Annotated in this window: 16 protein-coding genes; 11 read left to right on the forward strand and 5 right to left on the reverse strand. The window is 71.8% G+C overall.

Going from position 1 to position 21,381, the window contains the following annotated elements:
• Positions 1-61 precede the first annotated feature (61 nt).
• The gene (selD, locus tag A8711_RS23715; RefSeq protein WP_069089351.1) at positions 62-1,051 is read left to right on the forward strand and encodes a selenide, water dikinase SelD; all 990 of its coding nucleotides are present in this window, start codon (positions 62-64) and stop codon (positions 1,049-1,051) included.
• 212 nt (positions 1,052-1,263) lie between these two features.
• Entirely contained in the window at positions 1,264-1,743 is a 480-nt protein-coding gene (locus A8711_RS23720; RefSeq protein WP_043325725.1) for a hypothetical protein, read from the forward strand.
• 79 nt (positions 1,744-1,822) lie between these two features.
• Here the strand turns inward: A8711_RS23720 and A8711_RS23725 are convergent, their stop codons facing one another.
• Positions 1,823-2,050: a DUF2277 family protein gene (locus A8711_RS23725; RefSeq protein WP_043325723.1), complete on the reverse strand. Its 228-nt coding sequence runs from the start codon at positions 2,048-2,050 to the stop codon at positions 1,823-1,825.
• Positions 2,051-2,102: 52 nt separating this feature from the next.
• Between A8711_RS23725 and miaB the strand changes: the two genes are divergently transcribed.
• Entirely contained in the window at positions 2,103-3,602 is a 1,500-nt protein-coding gene (miaB, locus tag A8711_RS23730; RefSeq protein WP_069089352.1) for a tRNA (N6-isopentenyl adenosine(37)-C2)-methylthiotransferase MiaB, read from the forward strand.
• 98 nt (positions 3,603-3,700) lie between these two features.
• On the opposite strand, the gene A8711_RS23735 is transcribed toward miaB, so the two are convergent.
• Together A8711_RS23735 and A8711_RS23740 are read right to left on the reverse strand one after the other, a co-directional pair.
• On the reverse strand, positions 3,701-5,335 hold the full coding sequence (locus A8711_RS23735) for a cellulase family glycosylhydrolase (RefSeq protein WP_069089353.1): 1,635 nt from the start codon (positions 5,333-5,335) through the stop codon (positions 3,701-3,703).
• A gap of 331 nt (positions 5,336-5,666) precedes the next feature.
• Positions 5,667-6,875 carry a DUF349 domain-containing protein gene (locus A8711_RS23740; protein ID WP_064447113.1) on the reverse strand — a complete coding sequence of 403 codons (1,209 nt, stop codon included), beginning with the start codon at positions 6,873-6,875 and terminating at the stop codon, positions 5,667-5,669.
• A 205-nt stretch (positions 6,876-7,080) separates the two neighbouring features.
• Here A8711_RS23740 and A8711_RS23745 point away from each other — a divergent pair, with 205 nt between their 5' ends.
• The 4 genes from A8711_RS23745 to A8711_RS23760 all read left to right on the forward strand — a co-directional run bounded on the left by A8711_RS23745 (position 7,081) and on the right by A8711_RS23760 (position 11,234).
• Positions 7,081-7,800 (forward strand): hypothetical protein, encoded by a 720-nt coding sequence (locus tag A8711_RS23745; RefSeq protein WP_064447114.1) that lies wholly within the window; start codon positions 7,081-7,083, stop codon positions 7,798-7,800.
• Positions 7,683-8,702: a tRNA (adenosine(37)-N6)-dimethylallyltransferase MiaA gene (miaA, locus tag A8711_RS23750; RefSeq protein WP_082931022.1), complete on the forward strand. Its 1,020-nt coding sequence runs from the start codon at positions 7,683-7,685 to the stop codon at positions 8,700-8,702. Before A8711_RS23745 ends, miaA begins: the two co-directional genes overlap by 118 nt.
• A 7-nt stretch (positions 8,703-8,709) precedes the next feature.
• Positions 8,710-9,579, forward strand: coding sequence for a diaminopimelate epimerase (gene dapF / locus A8711_RS23755; RefSeq protein ID WP_064447116.1), 870 nt, complete (start codon positions 8,710-8,712; stop codon positions 9,577-9,579).
• A 458-nt stretch (positions 9,580-10,037) separates the two neighbouring features.
• Complete coding sequence (locus A8711_RS23760) at positions 10,038-11,234, forward strand: DDE-type integrase/transposase/recombinase (protein ID WP_218062398.1); 1,197 nt, start codon at positions 10,038-10,040, stop codon at positions 11,232-11,234.
• Positions 11,235-11,715: 481 nt separating this feature from the next.
• Here A8711_RS23760 and A8711_RS23765 read toward each other — a convergent pair whose 3' ends face one another.
• Complete coding sequence (locus A8711_RS23765; RefSeq protein ID WP_013284747.1) at positions 11,716-13,188, reverse strand: NAD-dependent malic enzyme; 1,473 nt, start codon at positions 13,186-13,188, stop codon at positions 11,716-11,718.
• Positions 13,189-13,357: 169 nt separating this feature from the next.
• Here A8711_RS23765 and hflX point away from each other — a divergent pair, with 169 nt between their 5' ends.
• Both hflX and A8711_RS23775 read left to right on the forward strand, forming a co-directional pair.
• Entirely contained in the window at positions 13,358-14,848 is a 1,491-nt protein-coding gene (gene hflX / locus A8711_RS23770; RefSeq protein WP_231915529.1) for a GTPase HflX, read from the forward strand.
• Between the two features lie 50 nt (positions 14,849-14,898).
• Positions 14,899-16,602 (forward strand): hypothetical protein, encoded by a 1,704-nt coding sequence (locus tag A8711_RS23775; protein ID WP_069089354.1) that lies wholly within the window; start codon positions 14,899-14,901, stop codon positions 16,600-16,602.
• Between the two features lie 56 nt (positions 16,603-16,658).
• Here the strand turns inward: A8711_RS23775 and lexA are convergent, their stop codons facing one another.
• Positions 16,659-17,441 (reverse strand): transcriptional repressor LexA, encoded by a 783-nt coding sequence (gene lexA / locus A8711_RS23780; RefSeq protein WP_043325711.1) that lies wholly within the window; start codon positions 17,439-17,441, stop codon positions 16,659-16,661.
• A 489-nt stretch (positions 17,442-17,930) separates the two neighbouring features.
• On the opposite strand from lexA, the gene nrdR reads away from it, so the two are divergent.
• Together nrdR and A8711_RS23790 are read left to right on the forward strand one after the other, a co-directional pair.
• Complete coding sequence (nrdR, locus tag A8711_RS23785; protein ID WP_013284751.1) at positions 17,931-18,431, forward strand: transcriptional regulator NrdR; 501 nt, start codon at positions 17,931-17,933, stop codon at positions 18,429-18,431.
• A gap of 34 nt (positions 18,432-18,465) precedes the next feature.
• The gene (locus A8711_RS23790; RefSeq protein ID WP_043325710.1) at positions 18,466-21,363 is read left to right on the forward strand and encodes a vitamin B12-dependent ribonucleotide reductase; all 2,898 of its coding nucleotides are present in this window, start codon (positions 18,466-18,468) and stop codon (positions 21,361-21,363) included.
• The last annotated feature ends 18 nt before the right edge of the window (positions 21,364-21,381 follow it).

Here is a 21,381-nt window from a genome sequence, read left to right on the forward strand (position 1 = left end):
TTTTGTCGCCGTCCGGGTGGGCCGAGTGGCGCCGAAGGCGCTGGCCAGAGATCATGAGGTGATGACCGACGCGATCCGGCTGACCGACTACGCCCGCGGTGGCGGCTGCGCCTGCAAGATCCCTCCGGGCGAGCTGGAGGCGATGGTCGCCGGCCTCGGCGCGACCGGCGGCTCCGCCGACCTGCTGGTCGGCCTGGAGAACGGCGACGACGCCGCGGTGGTCCGGCTGGACGAGCGTACGGGCCTGGTCAGCACCGCCGACTTCTTCACCCCGGTGGTCGACGATGCCTACGACTGGGGCCGCATCGCCGCCGCCAACGCGCTCTCCGACGTGTACGCGATGGGCGGCACCCCGCTCGTCGCGCTGAACCTGCTCTGCTGGCCGCGCGGCGTGCTGCCGCCGGAGATGGCCCGCGAGGTGCTGCGCGGCGGTCTGGACGTGGCCCGGGAGGCGAACTGCCACCTGGCCGGCGGGCACAGCGTGGACGACGACAGCCCGAAGTACGGCCTCGCGGTCACCGGCGTGGTCCGGCCGGAGGAGCTGATCACGCTGGACGCCGGGCGGGCCGGGCTGCCGCTGTCGCTGACCAAGCCGCTCGGCGTGGGCGTGCTCAACACCCGGCACAAGCAGACCGGCCAGCGCTTCCCCGAGGCGGTCGAGTCGATGGCCCGGCTCAACCGGGACGCGGCCCGCGCGGCGGTGGCCGCCGGCATCCGCTGCGGCACCGACGTCACCGGCTTCGGCCTGCTCGGGCACGCCTCGAAGCTGGCCCGCGCGAGCCGCCTCACGGTGGCGATCGACGCGGCGGCGGTGCCGTACCTGCCGGGCGCGCGGGAGGCGATGCGCGACGGGTACGTCAGCGGCGGCACCCGGCGCAACCTGGACTGGGTCAACCCGTGGACGGACTTCGGCGACGCGGACGAGGGAGAGCGGCTGCTGCTGGCCGACGCGCAGACCTCGGGCGGCCTGCTGGTCGCCGGTGAGGTGCCCGGTGGGACCGTCATCGGTGAATTGCTGCCGGCCTCGGAGCACCTGATCCGGGTTCGCTGAACGCGCCGGTGGGCGCGGCGGGAAAGCGAACACGGCACCGTACCCGATAAACTGTCATCTTCCAGCTACTCTGGGCAACGTCGCCCGAGGGAATTTTGCCCGGAATGGTCACAGACCGGTAACTTGCGCCCGGCTGAGGGCAAATGCCCCCCACCATCGTCAGTAGGGCCCGATCCGGAGGCCGGTGGAAACGAGCGCGGCGAGGAGGCGGCATGACCGAGCTGTGGAACTGGAGAATCGACGGCGGCGAGCCGGTGGAGGTCTACCCGGCACTGGCCGAGGCGCTCGGCCGGGTGGTGATGCCCATGGCCGTCGCCGACCCGATGCGGCTCCCCGCGTACGCGGTGGTCTGCGACGTGTGGGAGGCGCCCGGGCTGTACGGCACCGTGGTCGACTGTTACGGCGTGCCCGAGAGCCTGGCCGAGCTGCCCGCGCTCGCGGCGCTGGCCCGGCTGCTGGGCCGCAACTGCCTGATGCGCGACGACACCCTCGACGCCGGCCGGCACCTGCTGTTCGCGCCGGACGGCACGATCCGCCCGGTGCACTTCGACGTGGCCGACACCGACGACGGCGAGGTGCTCAGCCACCACCGGCTCTGCACGCAGGCCGACCCGCGCTGCCGGGGCTGGTCGCAGTGCCACCGCTCCCGCTGGGCCCCCGACACGGTCGCCCCGGCGCTCGCCGCCGCCTGACCGCGAGCGCCGGCCGGAGGCGGTGACCGGCGCTCGCCGCCGTGCCCCCGCCCGGCGGCGAGCCGTGGCGGCCCCGGGCTCAGTCCCGGGTCGCCGGCTGCTGGCCCCGCACCACGAGCTGGTCGAGCAGCGTCGCGGTGGCGGCGGCCACGGCGTCCACCGCGGCGTCGAACGCGGCCGCGTTGTGCGCCGCCGGGGTACGGAATCCGGAGATCTTCCGGACGTACTGCAACGCGGCGGCGCGGATGTCCTCCTCGGTCACCACCGGGACGTACGGCTCACGCAGGGTCTTGATGCTCCGGCACACGGCTCCTCCTCGTTCGATCCGATCAGCTCCACCCGGATACGCTGTCCGGGTCATGACTACCGCAGCCGCGGGCAGCCCGCGCACCTACCAGGTGCGTACGTACGGCTGCCAGATGAACGTGCACGACTCCGAGCGCATCTCCGGCCTCCTCGAGGACGCCGGGTACGTGCGCGCCGCCGAGGCCGACGAGCAGCCCGACGTGGTGGTGTTCAACACCTGCGCGGTCCGGGAGAACGCCGACAACCGGCTCTACGGCAACCTGGGTCATCTGCGCCCCGTGAAGGCCAAGCACCCCGGGATGCAGATCGCCGTCGGCGGCTGCCTGGCCCAGAAGGACCGGGGCGACATCGTCCGCAAGGCGCCCTGGGTGGACGTCGTCTTCGGCACGCACAACATCGGCTCGCTGCCGGCGCTGCTGGACCGGGCGCGGCACAACACCGCGGCCGAGGTGGAGATCCTGGAGTCGCTGGAGGTCTTCCCCTCCACGCTGCCGACCCGGCGCGAGTCGACGTACGCCGGGTGGGTCTCGATCTCCGTCGGCTGCAACAACACCTGCACGTTCTGCATCGTGCCCTCCCTGCGCGGCAAGGAGAAGGACCGCCGCCCCGGCGACGTCCTCGCCGAGGTGCGCGCGCTCGCCGACGCCGGCGTGCTGGAGGTGACGCTGCTCGGGCAGAACGTCAACTCGTACGGCGTCGAGTTCGGCGACCGGTACGCGTTCGGCAAGCTGCTGCGCGCCTGCGGCGACATCGATGGGCTGGAGCGGGTGCGGTTCACCAGCCCGCACCCGAAGGACTTCACCGACGACGTGATCGCCGCGATGGCGGAGACGCCGAACGTCTGCCACTCGCTGCACATGCCGTTGCAGTCCGGCTCGGACGACGTGCTGCGGGCGATGCGCCGCTCGTACCGGTCGGAGCGTTACCTGGGGATCATCTCCAAGGTCCGGGCGGCGATGCCGGACGCGGCGATCACCACCGACATCATCGTCGGCTTCCCCGGCGAGACCGAGGCCGACTTCGTCCGCACGCTCGACGTGGTCCGGGAGGCGCGGTTCTCGTCGGCGTTCACGTTCCAGTACTCCAAGCGCCCCGGCACCCCGGCCGCCACGATGGACGGGCAGTTGCCCAAGCAGGTGGTGCAGGAACGCTACGAGCGGCTGATCGCCTGCGTCGAGGAGATCACCTGGGCGGAGAACAAGAAACTGGTCGGGGAGACCGTCGAGGTGCTCGTGGCAGTCGGCGAGGGCCGAAAGGACGAGCGCACCGGCCGGATGTCCGGCCGGGCCCGCGACGGCCGCCTCGTGCACTTCGCCACCGGCGAGCTGGCCGGGCAGATCCGCCCCGGCGACATCGTGCACACAGTTGTCACGTACGCCGCCCCGCACCACCTGAACGCCGACGGCGCGCCGCTGGCCCACCGGCGTACCCGGGCCGGTGACGCGGCCGAGGCGGGACAGGTTCCGCGTACCCCCGGGGTGCTGCTCGGGCTGCCGACGATCGGCGCGCCGGCCCCGTCACCGGCCCCCACCGGCGGCTGCGCCGCCCACTGACCGCCCCCGTGTAAGGAAGGGCCCCCTTTTAACACTCGGTGTTAAGAGGGGGCCCTTCCTCTACCGCAGGCGTTAATAAGGGGCCCTTCCTTGCACGGTCAGCAAGCGGTGCCGTTGAGCTTGACCGTGGCGGGGGCGGCGGCGGTGCCGTTGGCGGTGAAGCCGACGGTGACCGACGCGCCCGCCGCCAGCGACGACGCCCAGCCCGGCGCGGCCGCCGTCACAGTGGTGCCGGACTGCGTGACGGTGGCGTTCCAGCCGCTGGCCAGCGTCACCCCGGACGGCCAGGTCCAGGTGGCCGACCACGGGTTCACCGCGGCGGTGCCGGTGTTCTTGACCGTCAGCTCACCCTGGAAGCCGCCCGCCCAGGAGTTGATCTGCTTGTAGGTGGCGGTGCAGCCACCGGTGGCCGGCGGCGGGGTGGTCGGCGCCGGGGTCGTGGGCGCCGGCGAGGTGTTCGGGGTGCCGGTGGGGGACGGGCTGGTGGTGCCGCCACCGCCGGTCGGCGGGATCAGGTACGGCGTGAGGATGTCCTGCTTCGGCTGGTTGATAGTGGTCCAGTCGTCGTTGGCGATGCCGCCGGTGTCACCGGAGTTCGGATTCCACGACCAGTACGTGAACGACATGCCGTTCACGCCGGTGCCGGTGTACGCCATCAGGTTCTGCAGCCAGATCTTGTCCTTGGGGTCCTGGAGCGTGGTGCCGAACTCACCCATCATGATCGGCGCGATGTTCTGCTTGTACAGGTAGCCCCAGTACTTGTCCCAGATGGCCGGCATGTTCGCCGGGTACGTCGGGTCGTCGAACCAGGCCTGCCGGTACACCGACGTGGCGTACTCGTGCGGCGAGTAGACCAGCCGGTTCGCCACGTTCAGCCGGACCGGGAACTGCCCGGCCTTGGACAGGTTGCCGCCCCACCAGCCGCAGTCCTCGTCGTTGCTGGGGTCGTTGTCCCAGACGTTCGACAGGCCGCCGCTCGGGCAGCTCACCCCCTCCACGAAGATCAGCCAGTTCGGCTGCACGCCGAGGATCGCGTTGCCGGCCCGCTCGGCGGCCAGCCGCCAGTCCCGGGCGGTGTCGCCGCAGCCCCAGCAGGCGCCGGTGGCGGCCGGGTTGGTGCCCTCGGCGTGCGGCTCGTTGTGCAGGTCCGCGCCGATCACTGTGGTGTTGCCGGCGTACCGCTGGGCCAGCATCTTCCAGTCGTTGATCCAGGTCGCCTCGGAGACGGTCGAGGTGTACCAGAGCGGCGACTGCCCGGCCGACGTGGGCCGGTGCCGGTCCAGGATGACCCGCATCCCCTTGCTGCCCGCGTAGTCGATGACCTTGTCGAGGATCTGCAGCGGGGAGAGCCCGATCAGGTCCGGGTTGACGAAGTCGTTGATGCCGGTCGCTGTCGCGCCGGACTTGAGCGCGTCGTTCGAGTACGGAATCCGCAGCGTGTTGTAGCCCAGCCGGGCCATGGTGTCGAGCTGGCCGCGCCACGGGTTGCTCGACCACAGGCCGTGGAACGTCTTGTTGTCGGTCTCCATCCCGAACCAATTGATGCCGGTCAGCCGGACTGTCGCGCCCGTACTGTCGACGATCTTGTTGCCGCTGGTGTGCAGGTAACCGGTGCCGGTGCCACCGGCCGCAGCGGCGGCCGGTGTGGTGGAGACGGCGGCGGCGACGAGAACGCCGGCCGCAGCGGTGGCGAGCGCTGTCAGGGCGCCGCCGAGGGCGGTGCGTCGGTGCATGGGAGCTCCACTTCGGATGCCCGCGCCGCGCAGGCGCCGCGGGCGGCAGGACCAGGAGGCACGTCCCGCTCGTCATCGAGTACGCGCGCAGCGCGCGCCGGGCCGTGTCGTGTGGACGGCCAACCGCGAGATGTCGCACCGGCGACCGTCGACGGCGAGATCAGCCGTCGGTGCCCTCGTGCCGGTGCCTGAACCTGGCTCCGCCGCTCATTCTGATCAGCCCGCCTCGATGCGTCAACCCGGCCCGGACGCAGGTGAGCCCCCGGGCCGGAACGGCCGGGGGCTCACCCGATGTGTCTGTCCGCCGGCCTGCCCGGCCGGGGTGCGTGCGTCAGCCGGCCTGCTCGGCGAGCTGGAGGAACTGCCGCTTCGACGCGAGCGCCTGCTCGGCCTCCTTGATCCGGCGGGCGTCACCGGCGGCCTGGGCCCGGGCCAGCCGGTCCTCGGCCTCGGCGACCTGGGCGCGCATCTGCGCCAGCAGCGGGTTGTCCTCCTTGGAGGTACGCCGCCACGCCGAGTCCATCACCTCGCGGACCTTGTCGTCCACGGCCCGCAGCCGGCGCTCCAGCCCGGACGCGGCCTCGCGGGGCACGCGACCGGCCTCGTGCCACTGCGCCTGGATCTCCCGCAGCTTCGCCTGGGCGCCCTTCGGGTCGGCGTCGACGTCGAGCGCCTCGGCCTCGGCCAGCAGCGCCTGCTTGCGCTCCAGGTTGGCGCGCTGCTCGTTGTCGCGTGCCGAGAAGACCTCGCTGCGCCGGCTGAAGAACTCGTCCTGCGCGGCCCGGAACCGTTCCCAGAGCTTCTGCTCGGCCTCCTTGGCGGCGCGCGGCGCGGCCTTCCACTGGGCCATCAGGTCCTTGAGCTGCCCGGCGGTGACGCCCCAGTCGGTGGAGTCCTTGAGCTTCTCCGCCTCGGCGACCAGCTCCTCCTTGACCGTCTGCGCCTGCTTGCGCTGCTGGTCCAGGGAGGCGAAGTGGGCGCCCCGGCGGCGGGTGAAGCCGTCCCGCGCGGCGGCGAACCGCTTCCACAGCTCACCGTCGGTCTTCTTGTCGACGCCGCGGATGGTCTTCCACTCGTCGAGGATCTCCTTGAGCCGGTCCCCGGCGGTCTTCCAGCCGGTCGACTCGGCCGCCAGCTTCTCGGCCTCCTCGACCAGGGCGGTCTTGCGCGCCAGCGCCTCACCGCGGGCGGCCTCGCGGGCCGCCTTGGCCTCGCCGGCCTTCTCCTCGGCGACGACGGCGAGCTTGTCCAGCCGGGCGGCCAGCGCGTCGAGGTCACCGACCACGTGCGCCTCGGCCAGCGAACCGCGGATCCGCCGGATCGTGGTCAGGGAGTGGCCGGCATCAGCCGCGCCCGAGTTGAGCCGGGCCTCGGTCAGGTCGACCTCGGTCACCAGATCGGCGTAGCGCCGGGCGAAGTGGGCGAGCCCTTCCTCCGGTGCGCCCGCCTGCCAGGATCCGACCACCCGCTCGCCCTCGGTCGTCTTGACGTAGACGGTGCCGTCCTCGTCCACCCGTCCGAAGGCAGTCCAGTCGCTCATGTGCCCATCCTCGTTCTCCCGGCGTCGAGGGGACAGTCCCCTCGAATCGCCGCCACGGCGCAGCAAACTTTCTCCCGGCATTGTCACAGGTCCGACCCGGTCCGTGTCGAGCGCCTGCCGTCGACCGTGACCATACGGTGTCGTACGCCCTCGATGACCGGATCGGCGCGGGGACGCACCGGCGGATCCCGATAGGTTTGGGGGCGTGCCACTGGTCGCCGCCGCAGTCTGCCCCCATCCGCCGTTGATCGTGCCCGAGCTGGCCGGCGCCGCCGCGCCCGAGCTGGACGACCTGCGCGCCGCCGCCGACGCCGCTGTCGCACGGCTGCTCGCCGCCGGGCCCGAGGCGGTCCTGCTCGTCGGAGCAGGGCCGGAGACCGTCCGGTTCAACGCCGCCGACTGGGGTTCCCTGCGCGGCTTCGGGCTGGACCGGCCGGTGCGGCTGTGGAAGATCTCCTGCTCCGGTGCGGAGCGCCTGCCGCTGAGCCTGACCGTCGGCGCCTGGCTGCTCAACCGTTCCGGCACCGAGCTGCCCCGCCTGGCCCGGTCGGTGGCCCACGACGCCACACCGGCGGAGTGCGCGGCGTTCGGCGCGAGCCTGATCGCCGACGACGATCCGCGGGTCGCGCTGCTCGTGCTCGGTGACGGGTCCGCGTGCCGCGGCGTCAAGGCGCCGGGGTACGACGATCCGCGCGCCGAGGCGTACGACGAAGGGGTTGCGGTTGCCCTGGCCGGCGCGGACGCCGACGCCCTGCTCGGCCTGGACCCGGGGCTGTCGGCGCAGCTGCGGGTCGCCGGGCGCGCGCCGTGGCAGGCGCTGGCCGGAGCGGCCCGGGCGGCGGGCGGCGACTGGCGAGGCGACGTCAGCTACCAGGACGCGCCCTACGGCGTGGCCTACTTCGTGGCGAACTGGGAGCGGGCGTGACCGTCGTCGCCGTGGTCGGGCCGACCGCGGCCGGGAAGTCGGCGCTGAGCATCGCGCTGGCGCACGCGCTCGGCGGCGAGGTGGTCAACGCCGACTCGATGCAGCTCTACCGGGGCATGGACATCGGCACCGCGAAGCTGACGCCGGCCGAACGCGAGGGTGTGCCGCATCACCTGCTGGACATCTGGCCGGTGACCGAGCCGGCGAGCGTCGCGGAGTACCAGGCGCTGGCCCGCGCGGCCGTCGACGACATCCTGGCCCGGGGGCGGGTGCCGCTGCTGGTCGGCGGCTCCGGGCTGTACGTGCGGGCGGTGCTCGAACAGTTCGAGTTCCCCGGCACCGACCCGGCGCTGCGGCAGCGGCTGGAGGCGGAGCTGGCCGCTGTCGGCCCGCTGCCGCTGCACGCGCGGCTGGCCGAGGCGGACCCGGGGGCGGCGGCGAGCATCCTGCCCACGAACGGACGGCGGATCGTGCGGGCGCTGGAGGTGATCGAGCTGACCGGCGCGCCGTTCACCGCGTCGCTGCCGTCGCCCACGCCGTACTACCCGTCGGTGCAGCTCGGCGTCGACCTGGACACCGCGTCGCTGGACGAGCGGATCGCGCTGCGGGTGGACCGGATGTGGGCCGACGGCCTGGTCGACGAGGTGCGGGCGCTGGTCGCCGAAGGGCTGCCCGAGGGCCGTACCGCCAGCCGGGCGCTCGGCTACCAGCAGGTGCTGCGGTTCCTGGCCGGGGAGCTGACCGAGGCCGAAGCGCACGAGGAGACCGTCCGCGCCACCCGCCGGTTCGTCCGGCGGCAGCGCTCCTGGTTCCGGCGCGACCCGCGCGTGCACTGGCTGGACTCGGCGTCGCCCGCGTTTCTCGACACTGCCCTGCGGGTGGTCGCCGAACATCGGGAATGATGGGGGCGTGGAGTTCACGAAGGGTCACGGCACCGGCAACGACTTCGTCATCCTGCCCGACCCGGACGGCACGCTCGACCTGACACCCGGCCTGGTCGCCGCGCTCTGCGACAGGCGGCGCGGCCTCGGCGGCGACGGCGTGCTGCGCGTGGTGCGCGCGGCCAAGCACCCCGAGGGCGTCGCGCTCGCCGGCGAGGCCGAGTGGTTCATGGACTACTGGAACTCCGACGGCTCGTTCGCCGAGATGTGCGGCAACGGGGCCCGCGTGTTCGTGCGGTACCTGCTGGACCGTTCGCTGGCCGCCGCCTCGTCCTCGTCGTCCTCGTCCTCGTCGGGCGGGACGCTGCCGATCGCCACCCGCGCCGGTCTGGTGCGGGCCCGGGTCGAGGGCGCGGACGTGGCGGTCGAGATGCGCCGCCCCCGGCTGTACGACACCGCGACCGCCACGCTCGGCGGGCTGACGCTGCCCGGTGCCGCAGTGGACGTCGGCAACCCGCACCTGGTGTGCGCGCTGCCCGCCGCGCTGGAGCTGACCGGCCTCGACCTGACCCGCGCGCCCGAGGTGGACGCCGGGACCTTCCCGGCCGGGGTGAACGTGGAGTTCACCACGCCCGGCGAGCCGGTGACCGGCGCCGACGCGCACGTGCTGATGCGGGTCTACGAGCGCGGCTCGGCCGAGACGCTGTCCTGCGGCACCGGCGCGTGCGCGGTCGGCGCGGTGGCGTTGCGCGACGCCGGGCTCGACACCGGCACGGTGGCGGTGGACGTACCGGGCGGACGCCTGACGGTCACCGTGACAGCCGACTCGTGCTGGCTGTCGGGCCCGGCGGTCCTGGTGGCCACCGGCACCCTGACCCCGTCCGCCCTGACCCCCTGACCGCGCCCTCTCCGTCTGCGGCGCCCCCCTTCGCGGTTGATCAAGGAGTTTGCGGGGGATTTCCGGCGTCCCAGTGACACGAACTCCTTGGTCAACTTGGGGTGTTCGCGGCCCTGGCACGCGGGGCCTTGGCCGTCCGTACCATCCCGCCCTGGCGCGCTGCCGCCCGGCATGATCAACACCAGCTCGCCGAAGTGGTGGTGTCGCGGAGCCTCTGATGGCACCACTTCGGGGAACTGGTGTTGATCAAGGGCGATGATGCCGCCACTTCGGGGAAGTGGAGTCGATCAAGCCGGGGTGAAGGGTCATGTGTCCGACTTGTCCCCCTCGGGGTGGGGCGCTGTTGTGGATCTTGGAAGATTAGGGTCCCTCTGGCTGCTGTTCAGTCCCATGACATCTGTCAGCGTTGAAGTCCCGATACATGTGTCACGTGGTAGGGATCTTGGGTCGGGTGGTATGTGCTGCCGGGCATGGCTTCTCGGCGGCATGTGATGAACCTGCTGGACGCGCTGCTGGCGGCGGGGGTTCGGGTGAACGCGGCCGAGTTCGCGCGTGAGCACGGGGTGTCGGTGCGCACGGTGTACCGGCACCGCGCACGTATCCGGGCCGAGGGTCAGTGGCAGGAACGATCCCGGCGGCCGCGTACCAGTCCGCGGGTCACGCCGCCGGAGGTGGACGCGTGGATCTGCAAACTGCGCGCTGAACTGGGCCCGGACAACGGGGCTGACTTCATCCGAGACGCGTTGGACGATGTGCGCCGGCGCACCGACGCGTCCTGGTCGGTGCCGTCACGCTCGACGGTCAACCGGGTGCTGGCCCGGCATGACCTGCTCGTGGCTACTCCGGCTAAACGACCGCGTAGCTCGTGGCGGCGTTTCAGCTATGCCCGGCCCCGCGACTGCTATCAGATCGACGCCACCGAAGTGAAACTCGCCGACGGCCGCACTGTCGTCGTCTTCGACGTCCTGGACGACTGCACCCGCACCCTGGTCGCCTGCCACGCCGCCGCCGCGGAGACCGCCCGAGCCGCGATCACCGCGATCAGACAGGCGTTCACCGCCTACGGCGTGCCGGCCATCGTGCTCAGCGACAACGGCATCGCGTTCACCAGCCGCCGCACCCGACCCGGATCAATCTCCACCTTCGTGCAGACCCTGATCGACCACGGCACCCGCCCGATCAACTCCAGCCCCTACCACCCACAAACCTGCGGCAAGGTCGAACGCCACCACCAAACCCTCAAAAAATGGCTGAGCACCCAACCCCCACCACAGACCCTCACCGCCCTGCAAACACTCCTGGACACCTACCGCCGCTACTACAACACCCAACGCCGCCACAGCGCCCTACCCCACCGCACCACACCCGCCCACGCCTGGACCCACGCACCCACCCTCGGCGGACCCACCAGCCCACCCCTGCAAACCGACGCCACCCTGCACCACTGCCCCGTCGCCAGCAACGGCGCCATCGCCGTCGCCGGACACCGCACCAGCGTCGGCACCACCCACGCCGGCACCACCGTCACCGCCATCCGCGACAACAACCACGTCACCATCTACCACCCCGACGGCCAACCCATCGGCTACCTCCACCTCAACCCCGACAAGAACTACATCCCCCTCACCCCCACCCCCACGATCCACAACCCCTGACACATCTATCGGGACTTCCCGTTGACACATGTCCCGGGACATGACAGTCCCTCTGGCTGCCATTTCCTTCCAAGATCTCGCGTGGACGCGCGTCGGGCGACGCCTGACCCTCATGCGGGTGCGGGTGCGGGTGCGGGTGGCGTCGTAGCCGAAGAAGTGTGCGCGTGTGCTGAGAAGAGCGTCTGAGCCGGGCAACTCGCGTGCGGTGGAAGCCGCGCCCCTGTCCCGGAAGCTGCTGGTGTGCCCGAATCGGCACGTGCACCCAGAAGCCGTGCGCGTGCCCGGAACACGCGCGCTCGTGTCTCCGACCCGGCAGGGGCGTGCCCCGCGAGGAGGCGCTGCCCTGAGGAGGTGCTGTCCTGCGAGGAGGTGCTGTCCTGCGAGGAGGTGCTGTCCTGCGAGGAGGCGCTGTCCCGCGAGGAGGCGCTGTCCCGCGAGGAGGCGCTGCCCTGCGAGAGGCGCCGCGAGCGGGAGGAGCGCGTCAGGGGGTGGCGCTGGCGTTGGCGGCGATCTCGGGCAGGTCGGCCGGGCCCGGGTCGGCCGCCGGCGCCGGCGTGGCGGCCGGGTTCTGGGCGGCGGCCCGCACGGCGGCGGCCACCGCCGGGGCGACCCGGGAGTCGAAGACGCTCGGCACGATCACCGTCGGGTTGATCTTGTCTTCGCCGACCACGTCCGCGATGGCCCGGGCGGCGGCGAGCGCCATCTCCTCGGTGAACTCCTCGGCGTGCGCGTCGAGCATGCCGCGGAACACGCCGGGGAAGGCGAGCACGTTGTTGATCTGGTTGGGCTGGTCGGAGCGGCCGGTGGCGACCACGGCGGCGTACTTGCGCGCCTCGCGCGGGTCCACCTCCGGGTCGGGGTTCGCCAGCGCGAAGACGATCGAGTCCTTCGCCATGGCGGCGACGTCCTCGCCGGTGAGCAGGTTCGGCGCGCTCACGCCGATGAACACGTCCGCGCCGCGTACCGCACCGGCCAGGTCGCCGGAGTAGTTCTCCTTGTTGGTGTTCTCGGCCAGCCACTGCCAGGCCGGGTTGAGGTCCGGCAGGCCGCGGTGCAGGGCGCCCTGGCGGTCGTACGCGATGATGTCGCCCACGCCCTGGCGCAGCAGCAGCTTCATGATCGCGGTGCCGGCCGCGCCGGCGCCGGAGACCACGACCCGGACGTCCGCGAGCTGCTTGCCCACGACGCGCAGCGCGTTCGTCAGCGCGGCCAGCACGCAGATCGCGGTGCCGTGCTGGTCGTCGTGGAAGACCGGGATGTCCAGCGCCTCGCGCAGCCGGGCCTCGATCTCGAAGCAGCGTGGCGCGGCGATGTCCTCCAGGTTGATCCCGCCGTACGCGGGCGCGATCGCCTTGACGATCGCCACGATCTCGTCGGTGTCCTGGGTGTCCAGCACCACCGGCCAGGCGTCCACCCCGCCGAAGCGCTTGAACAGGGCGGCCTTGCCCTCCATCACCGGCAGCGAGGCGGCCGGGCCGAGGTTGCCCAGGCCGAGCACGGCGGTGCCGTCGCTGACCACGGCGACGGTGTTGCGTTTGATGGTGAGCCGGCGCGCGTCGGCCGGGTTCTCCGCGATGGCCATGCAGACCCGGGCCACACCCGGGGTGTACGCGCGGGACAGCTCGTCGCGGGTACGCAGCGCGACCTTCGGGGTCACCTCGATCTTGCCGCCGAGGTGCAGCAGGAACGTGCGGTCGGAGACCTTGCGGACGTCCACCCCGTCGAGCGCGGTGAGCGCGTCGACGACCTGGTCGGCGTGCCCGGCGTCGGCGGTGTCGCAGGTGAGGTCGACGATCACGTGCGCGGGGTCGGAGTCGACCACGTCCAGCGCGGTGACGATGGCCCCGGCCTCGCCGGCGGCGGTGGTGAGCCGGCCGATGGAGGAGGCGTCGGCGGGTACCGCGATCCGGATGGTGATGGAGAATCCGGCACTCGGCAGTCGTGTGTTGGCCACGAGAAACTCCTCCGTCGGCGCTGAGCGGCTCGACTGGCATTTCTACTCGCCCGCGCAGGTCGCCCGGCATCCGCCCCCGCTACCGGTCAGTAGCGTCACGGGCATAAGGCAGGTGCGCCGGGCGTTGTCACATGTCAGGATTGCTGTCACGCGCCGAAAATTCTCGGCGATGCACATAACGGACAGGAGACGCAGTTTGCGCGAGCAGGAGACCTTCCATCCCTACACCGACGACGAGCTCGAGGCCACCACGGGCGAGTACGAGCTGTCGGAGCGGCAGGCGCTGCGGCGGGTCCCCGGCCTCTCCACCGAACTCACAGACATCACCGAGGTCGAATACCGCCAGCTGCGGCTGGAGCGGGTCGTCCTGGTCGGCGTCTGGACCGAGGGCACCCAGACCGACGCCGACAACAGCCTCACCGAACTGGCGGCGCTGGCCGAGACGGCCGGCTCGCAGGTGCTCGAAGGGCTGATCCAGCGCCGGCACCGGCCCGACCCGGCCACGTACATCGGCCGCGGCAAGGTCGACGACCTGGGCGCGGTGGTGCTGTCCACCGGCGCCGACACCATCATCTGCGACGGTGAGCTGTCGCCGTCGCAGCTGCGCAACCTGGAGCAGCGCACCAAGGTCAAGGTGGTCGACCGGACCGCCCTGATCCTCGACATCTTCGCCCAGCACGCCAAGAGCAAGGAGGGCAAGGCGCAGGTCGAGCTGGCCCAGCTCGAATATCTGCTGCCGCGCCTGCGCGGTTGGGGCGAGACGCTGTCCCGGCAGACCGGCGGTAGCGGTCGCGGCGGTGGCGCCGGCGGCGGCGTGGGCCTGCGCGGTCCCGGTGAGACCAAGCTGGAGACCGACCGGCGGCGTATCCGCCACCGCATCGCGCGGCTGCGCCGCGAGATCAAGAGCATGGCGACGGTACGCCAGACCAAGCGCTCCCGGCGCACCCGTAACGCGGTGCCGGCGGTGGCCATCGCCGGCTACACCAACGCCGGCAAGTCCAGCCTGCTCAACCGCCTCACCGGGGCGGGCGTGCTGGTGGAGAACGCGCTGTTCGCCACGCTGGACCCGACCACCCGCCGCGCCACCACGTCCGACGGGCGGCTCTACACGCTGTCCGACACGGTCGGCTTCGTCCGGCACCTGCCGCACCAGATCGTCGAGGCGTTCCGCTCGACGCTCGAGGAGGTCGCCGACGCGGACCTGGTCGTGCACGTGGTCGACGGCACCCACCCGGACCCGGAGGAGCAGGTCCGGGCGGTACGCGAGGTGCTCGCCGAGGTGGGCGCCGACCGGCTGCCGGAGCTCCTGGTGGTGAACAAGACCGACGCCACCGACGAGGAGACGATGCTGCGGCTCAAGCGGCTGTGGCCGGACGCCGTGTTCGTCTCCGCGCACAGTGGCCGCGGGATCGACGAGCTGCGCGAGGCGGTCGAGCGCCGGCTGCCCCGGCCGGCCGTCGAGGTGCGCGTCGTGCTCCCGTACGACCGGGGTGACCTGGTCGCCCGGGCGCACCGGCAGGGTGAGGTGCTCAGCACCGCTCACCTGCCCGAAGGCACGCTGCTGCACGTACGGGTGGGCCAGGGGCTCGCCGCCGAGCTCGCGCCCTACCGGGCGGGGGATCGGCTGACCAGCGACGAGCGGGTGGGTGCCGGACGGTGAGCCGTCCGGCGTCACCCGCCGGAAACCCGCGTCGTGCGACACTGAGCGTCATGCGGCACGTTGTCTCCTCGGTCACGCTCGCGCTCGGCCTGGTCGGCGCGGTCGTGGCGCCGGCCGGGCCGGCCCCGGCGGCTCCCGCCGCGGCCCCCGTGCTGGCCGCGGCTCCCAAGAAGAAGTGCACGGTCGAGGACAACCGCCTCCGCGAGCTGTCCGGCCTGATCGCCACCAGCAGCGGGTACGTCGTGATCAACGACGGCACCGACGACCCCAGCCGCAAGCGGGTCTTCTACCTGGACGCCAAGTGCAAGGTCGAGAAGGAGGTCCGGTACTCCGGTGACGGGCCCTTCGACACCGAGGACCTGGCGCTCGGCCCGGACCGCAAGACGCTCTGGATCGCCGACACCGGCGACAACGTGGAGAAGAAGACCCGCCGGGAGCGGGTCGCGGTCTGGACGATGCCGCTCAGCGGCGCGAAGCAGCCGGTGCTGCACCGGCTCAGCTACCCGGGCAAGGAGCCGCACGACGCGGAGGCCCTGCTCGTCGGCGACGACAACATGCCGCTGGTGATCACCAAGGACCTGTCCGGCAAGTCGGAGATCTTCACCCCGACGGTGAAGCTGAAGACCGCCGGCGACCCCGAGCCGATCCCGATGAAGAAGGTCGGCGAGGTCACGCTGCCGAAGACCGACACCGAGAACAAGCTCGGGTCGCCCGGGCGAGCGCTGGTGACCGGCGCGGCCCGTTCACCCGACGGCAGCAAGGTCGTGCTGCGCACGTACGCCGACGCGTTCGAGTTCGACGTGTCCGGCGGCGACATCGTCAAGGCGCTGACCACAGGTAAGCCCCGGATCACCCCGCTGGCCGACCCGTTCGGCGAGGCGATCTCGTACACGCCCGACGGAAAGTTGTTCGTCACCGTCTCCGACGGCGGGACGCTGGACGACTCGGATCCGATCGACATTCTCAGCTACACGCCGTCCACCAGTGGCGCGGAGGCGCTCCCGAACGGCGGCAAGGCCGAGACGAAGGCGGCCGCCGAGAAGTCCTGGCTCGAAGGGCTCTCACTCGACGAGATCACGTACCTGATCGCGGCGGTCGGGGTGATCGGCGCGCTCCTGGTCGGCGCGGGCGTCTTCGGGATCCTGCGGTCGCGGCGCAAGCCCGCGCCGCGGGCGGCGGCCGAGGAGCCGGAGCGCAGCGGCGAGTTCCCGGTGAACGGCGGGTTCCCGTCGGCGGAACGGCCGGACGCCCCACGCGGCGGCGTCTACGGCGGGGGCCAGGGCGGCGTCTACGGTGGCGCGGCGAACGGCGACCGTCCGCCCTCGGGCGGCGTCTACGGCGGTGGCCGGCCGGGTGGCGGCGTGTACGGCGGCGGCCCTCAGGAGGGCGGCCGTGGCCAGGGCGGTGGCCGTCCCCCGGGCGGCACCCGTCCGCAGGGTGGTGGGGTGTACGGCGGTGGCGCCCCGGCCGGCGGCGGAGGTCGCGGTGGCGGTGTCTACGGCGGTGGCCAGGGCGGCGGCGGCCAGGGCGGTTCGGGTCGTGGCGGTCAGGGTGGCGGCTACGGCGGCGGCCCGGGCGGGCCCGGTTACCGCGGGCAGCCCGGTGGCGGGCCGCGCGGAGGCGGCGGCCGGGCCGAGCCGCCGCGTCGCGGCCAGGACCCGCGTGGCGCGCGCCGCGACGACGGCTACGACGATCGGGGTCAGTACGGCCCGGTGTCCGGTGGTGGCCGGGAGTACCGGGGCGACCGCTACTGAGACGACATGGAAAAGGGGGTGACCGCGACGGTCACCCCCTTTCCGCTGCTGTGGGGTCAGATGCGGCGCAGCACCGCCACCACGCGACCCATGATGGTGGCGTCGTCGCCGGGGATCGGGTCGAAGGCCGGGTTCTGCGGCATCAGCCAGACGTGCCCGTCCCGCCGCCGGTAGGTCTTGACCGTCGCCTCGCCGTCGAGCATCGCGGCGACGATGTCGCCGACCTCGGCGTTGGGCTGCTGCCGGACGACCACCCAGTCGCCGTCGCAGATCGCCGCGTCGAGCATCGAGTCGCCCTTGACCTGGAGCATGAAGACCTCGCCCTCGCCGACCAGCTCGCGGGGGAGGGGGAAGATGTCCTCCACCGCCTGCTCGGCGAGGATCGGCCCACCGGCGGCGATGCGGCCCAGCATCGGCACGTACGCCGGGGTGGGGCGCTGCGCGCGGGCGGCCTCGTCGTCGGCCTCGCCCGGGGCCCGGACGTCGACGGCGCGTGGCCGGTTCGGGTCGCGGCGCAGGAAGCCCTTCTTCTCCAGCTCCTTGAGCTGGTAGGCGACGCTGGACGGGGAGACCAGGCCGACCGCCTCACCGATCTCGCGCACGCTCGGCGGGTAGCCGTGCCGCTCGACCCAGGTGCGGATGAACTCCAGGATCCGCCGCTGCCGGGCGGTCAGGTCGACGCTCGTCGGGTCGGGGAAGCTGCTCACCACCGGCGTGACCGGGCGTACCGCCGCCGGGGCGGTGCGGCTGCGGGCGGCGCGGGGGCGGCGGGTCGCCGGAGGACCCGCCCCGTCGTTCGGCTGCGGGTTCTTCTGCCGGCTGGCCCGGTCCTCGGTCACGTCCGTCCCTCCCTGGTCGGCGCTGGGGTGCCTCGTCGGCTCGTGGTGCGTGTGGTCTGACCGTATAGGTGAGATCGGTCATTTTCAAACATCTGTACGACCTGCTGTCGGCGTGTCGTGCCGAATTCCTGGATTTCCGAACTGTTGTTCTGATAAAAGAGTACGCCGCTCGTACAGATGTTCCATTGCGGCGGGCCGTGTCCAGCGCGGGAGGCCGTCCGTTGGGCTCCTCGGCGGGGTCGCGCCGACCGTGATTCTGATGACGCGCCGGACACGCCCGCCAACTTGACCTCGCTTGGGGTTCGGCATACGGTCGACCCCTAGATGTAGTAGTCACACGGGCGTAAGTCGCCCACAGGTTGGGTTCAACTACCGAACGCACTCCCGCACCGCGCATCCGGCGACGGTCATCGGACGATGACTCCGCCGTGCCGACGTGTGCCCGGGAGCCGGTAGGTGTGCCCGCGATCGACGGAGGAGGTCGGGCCCATGCGCTGTCCGTACTGCCGGCACGCCGACTCCCGGGTGGTCGACTCGCGGGAGGCCGACGACGGCCAGCTCATCCGGCGGCGGCGGTCCTGCCCGGAGTGCGGCAAACGGTTCACCACCGTCGAGGAGGCGGTGCTCGCGGTGGTCAAGCGCAGCGGGGTGACCGAGCCGTTCAGCCGTACGAAGATCATCGGCGGGGTGCGCAAGGCGTGCCAGGGGCGGCCGGTCGACGACGACTCGATCGCGCTGCTGGCACAGAAGGTCGAGGAGACCGTACGGGCCAAGGGGGCGGCCGAGATCCCCAGCCACGAGGTGGGCCTGGCCATCCTCGGCCCGTTGCGCGACCTCGACGAGGTGGCCTACATGCGGTTCGCCAGCGTCTACCGGTCCTTCGACTCGCTCGCCGACTTCGAGCGGGAGATCGAGACGTTGCGGGCCGCCGCGCGCGCCCGGGAGGGCGCCGGTGCCGGTGCGGCGGACGCCGCCGGCGCGATCAGCTGACATTTTCGGGTTTCTGACAGGTACACGAGGCGCGGTGGGTGACCGTGCCGACGAGGGGGGCGAGGGCGTGACGACCAGCAGGTCACGGAACAAGGCCGGGGCGGGGCTGAAGATCGAGCGCGTCTGGACGACCGAGGGGGTGCATCCCTACGACGAGGTCACCTGGGAGCGCCGCGACGTCGTCATGACGAACTGGCGGGACGGCTCGATCAACTTCGAGCAGCGGGGGGTGGAGTTCCCCGAGTCCTGGTCGGTGAACGCGGCGAACATCGTGACCACCAAGTACTTCCGGGGCGCGGTGGGGACCCCGGAGCGGGAGTGGTCGCTGCGGCAGCTGATCGACCGGGTGGTCGACACCTACCGCACCGCCGGTGAGGAGTACGGCTACTTCGCCACCCCGGCCGACGCCGAGGTGTTCGCGCACGAGCTGACCTGGATGCTGCTGCACCAGGTGTTCAGCTTCAACTCGCCGGTGTGGTTCAACGTCGGCACGCCGTCGCCGCAGCAGGTCAGCGCCTGCTTCATCCTGTCGGTCGACGACTCGATGGACTCCATCCTCGACTGGTACAAGGAGGAGGGGCGGATCTTCCAGGGCGGCTCGGGCGCCGGGGTGAACCTGTCCCGCATCCGTTCCTCGAAGGAACTGCTCTCCTCCGGCGGCACCGCCTCCGGCCCGGTCAGCTTCATGCGCGGCGCGGACGCCTCCGCCGGCACCATCAAGTCCGGCGGCGCCACCCGGCGCGCGGCCAAGATGGTCATCCTCGACGTCGACCACCCGGACATCGAGGAGTTCGTGGCGACCAAGGCGCGCGAGGAGGACAAGATCCGCGCGCTGCGCGACGCCGGGTTCGACATGGACCTGGGCGGCGCCGACATCGTCAGCGTGCAGTACCAGAACGCCAACAACTCGGTCCGCGTCTCCGACGAGTTCATGACCGCCGTGGAGAACGGTGGCGGCTTCGACCTGCGCGGCCGGCTCGACGGGCAGACCATCGAGACGATCGACGCGAAGAAGCTGTTCCGCACCATCTCCCAGGCCGCGTGGGAGTGCGCCGACCCGGGCCTGCAGTACGACGACACCATCAACGACTGGCACACCTGCCCGGAGACCGGGCGGATCACCGCGTCGAACCCGTGCTCGGAGTACCTGCACCTGGACAACTCCTCGTGCAACCTGGCCTCGCTGAACCTGATGAAGTTCCTGCGCGCCGACGGCGGCTTCGAGGTGGAGAAGTTCGTCAAGTCGGTCGAGTTCGTCATCACCGCGATGGACATCTCGATCTGCTTCGCCGACTTCCCGACCGAGAAGATCGGTGAGACCACCCGCGCCTACCGGCAGCTCGGCATCGGGTACGCCAACCTGGGCGCGCTGCTGATGGCCTCCGGCCTGCCGTACGACTCGGAGCAGGGCCGGGAGGTGTCCGCCGCGATCACCTCGCTGATGACCGGCACCGCCTACCGCCGTTCCGCCGAGCTGGCCGGCATCGTCGGCCCGTACGACGGCTACGCCCGCAACGCCGAGCCGCACAAGCGGGTCATGCGCAAGCACGCCGCCGCCAACGACGCGATCAAGCCGACCGGCACCGTGGGCACCGCCGTGCAGCGCGAGGCGACCAAGCAGTGGACGCTGGGCAACAAGCTCGGTGACAAGCACGGCTGGCGCAACTCGCAGGCCAGCGTGCTCGCCCCGACCGGCACCATCGGCCTGATGATGGACTGCGACACCACCGGCGTCGAGCCGGACCTGGCGTTGGTGAAGTTCAAGAAGCTGGTCGGTGGCGGCTCGATGCAGATCGTCAACCAGACCGTGCCGCGCGCCCTGCGCAGCCTCGGCTACCCCGAGGAGCAGGTCGAGGCGATCGTCGAGCACATCGCCGACCACGGCCACGTGGTGGACGCCCCGGGCCTCAAGCCGGAGCACTACCCGGTCTTCGACTGCGCCATGGGCGAGCGCTCGATCGCGCCGATGGGCCACGTGCGGATGATGGCGGCCGTCCAGCCGTTCATCTCCGGCGCCATCTCCAAGACGGTGAACATGCCGGAGCAGGCCACCGTCGAGGACGTCGAGAAGATCTACTTCGAGGGCTGGAAGCTCGGCCTCAAGGCGCTGGCGATCTACCGGGACAACTGCAAGGTCGGCCAGCCGCTGTCGGCGGCGAAGAAGAACAAGAGCACCGTCGAGACCCAGGCCCCGGCCGCCGAGCCGGAGAAGGTCGTGGAGAAGGTCGTCGAGTACCGCCCGGTGCGCAAGCGGCTGCCGAAGAAGCGCCCGTCGGAGACCATCTCCTTCTCGGTCGGCGGCGCGGAGGGCTACCTCACCGCCTCGTCGTACCCGGACGACGGTCTCGGCGAGGTCTTCCTCAAGATGTCGAAGCAGGGCTCGACCCTGGCCGGCGTGATGGACGCCTTCTCGGTGGCCATCTCCATCGGTCTCCAGTACGGCGTCCCGCTGGAGACGTACGTCAGCAAGTTCACCAACATGCGCTTCGAGCCGGCCGGCATGACCGACGACCCGGACGTGCGGATGGCCGCCTCGGTGATGGACTACATCTTCCGTCGCCTGGCGCTGGACTTCCTGCCGTACGACCGCCGCGCCGAGCTGGGCATCTTCACCGCCAAGGAGCGGGCCGCCCAGCTCGCGGCCGAGGCGGAGGCGGAGGCGAGCGGTGCGGACCTCACCGCGATGGCCGCCTCCGCCCCGGTCGAGGCGCCGGAGCCGAAGACCGGCCCGGTCGCGCAGCCGGCGCAGGAGATGGCCGACGTCGCCGCGGTCAAGCCCGCTCCGGTGGTGGGTTCCAGCACGGAGCTGCTGGAGGCCGTGATCGGCAAGGCCGCCGACGCGCCGCTCTGCTTCACCTGCGGCACGAAGATGCGGCCCGCCGGTAGCTGCTACGTCTGCGAGGGCTGCGGCTCCACCAGCGGCTGCAGCTGACGACCGACCGAAGACGCG

The organism is Micromonospora sp. II, from assembly GCF_001709195.1.
GTDB lineage: Bacteria > Actinomycetota > Actinomycetes > Mycobacteriales > Micromonosporaceae > Micromonospora > Micromonospora chalcea.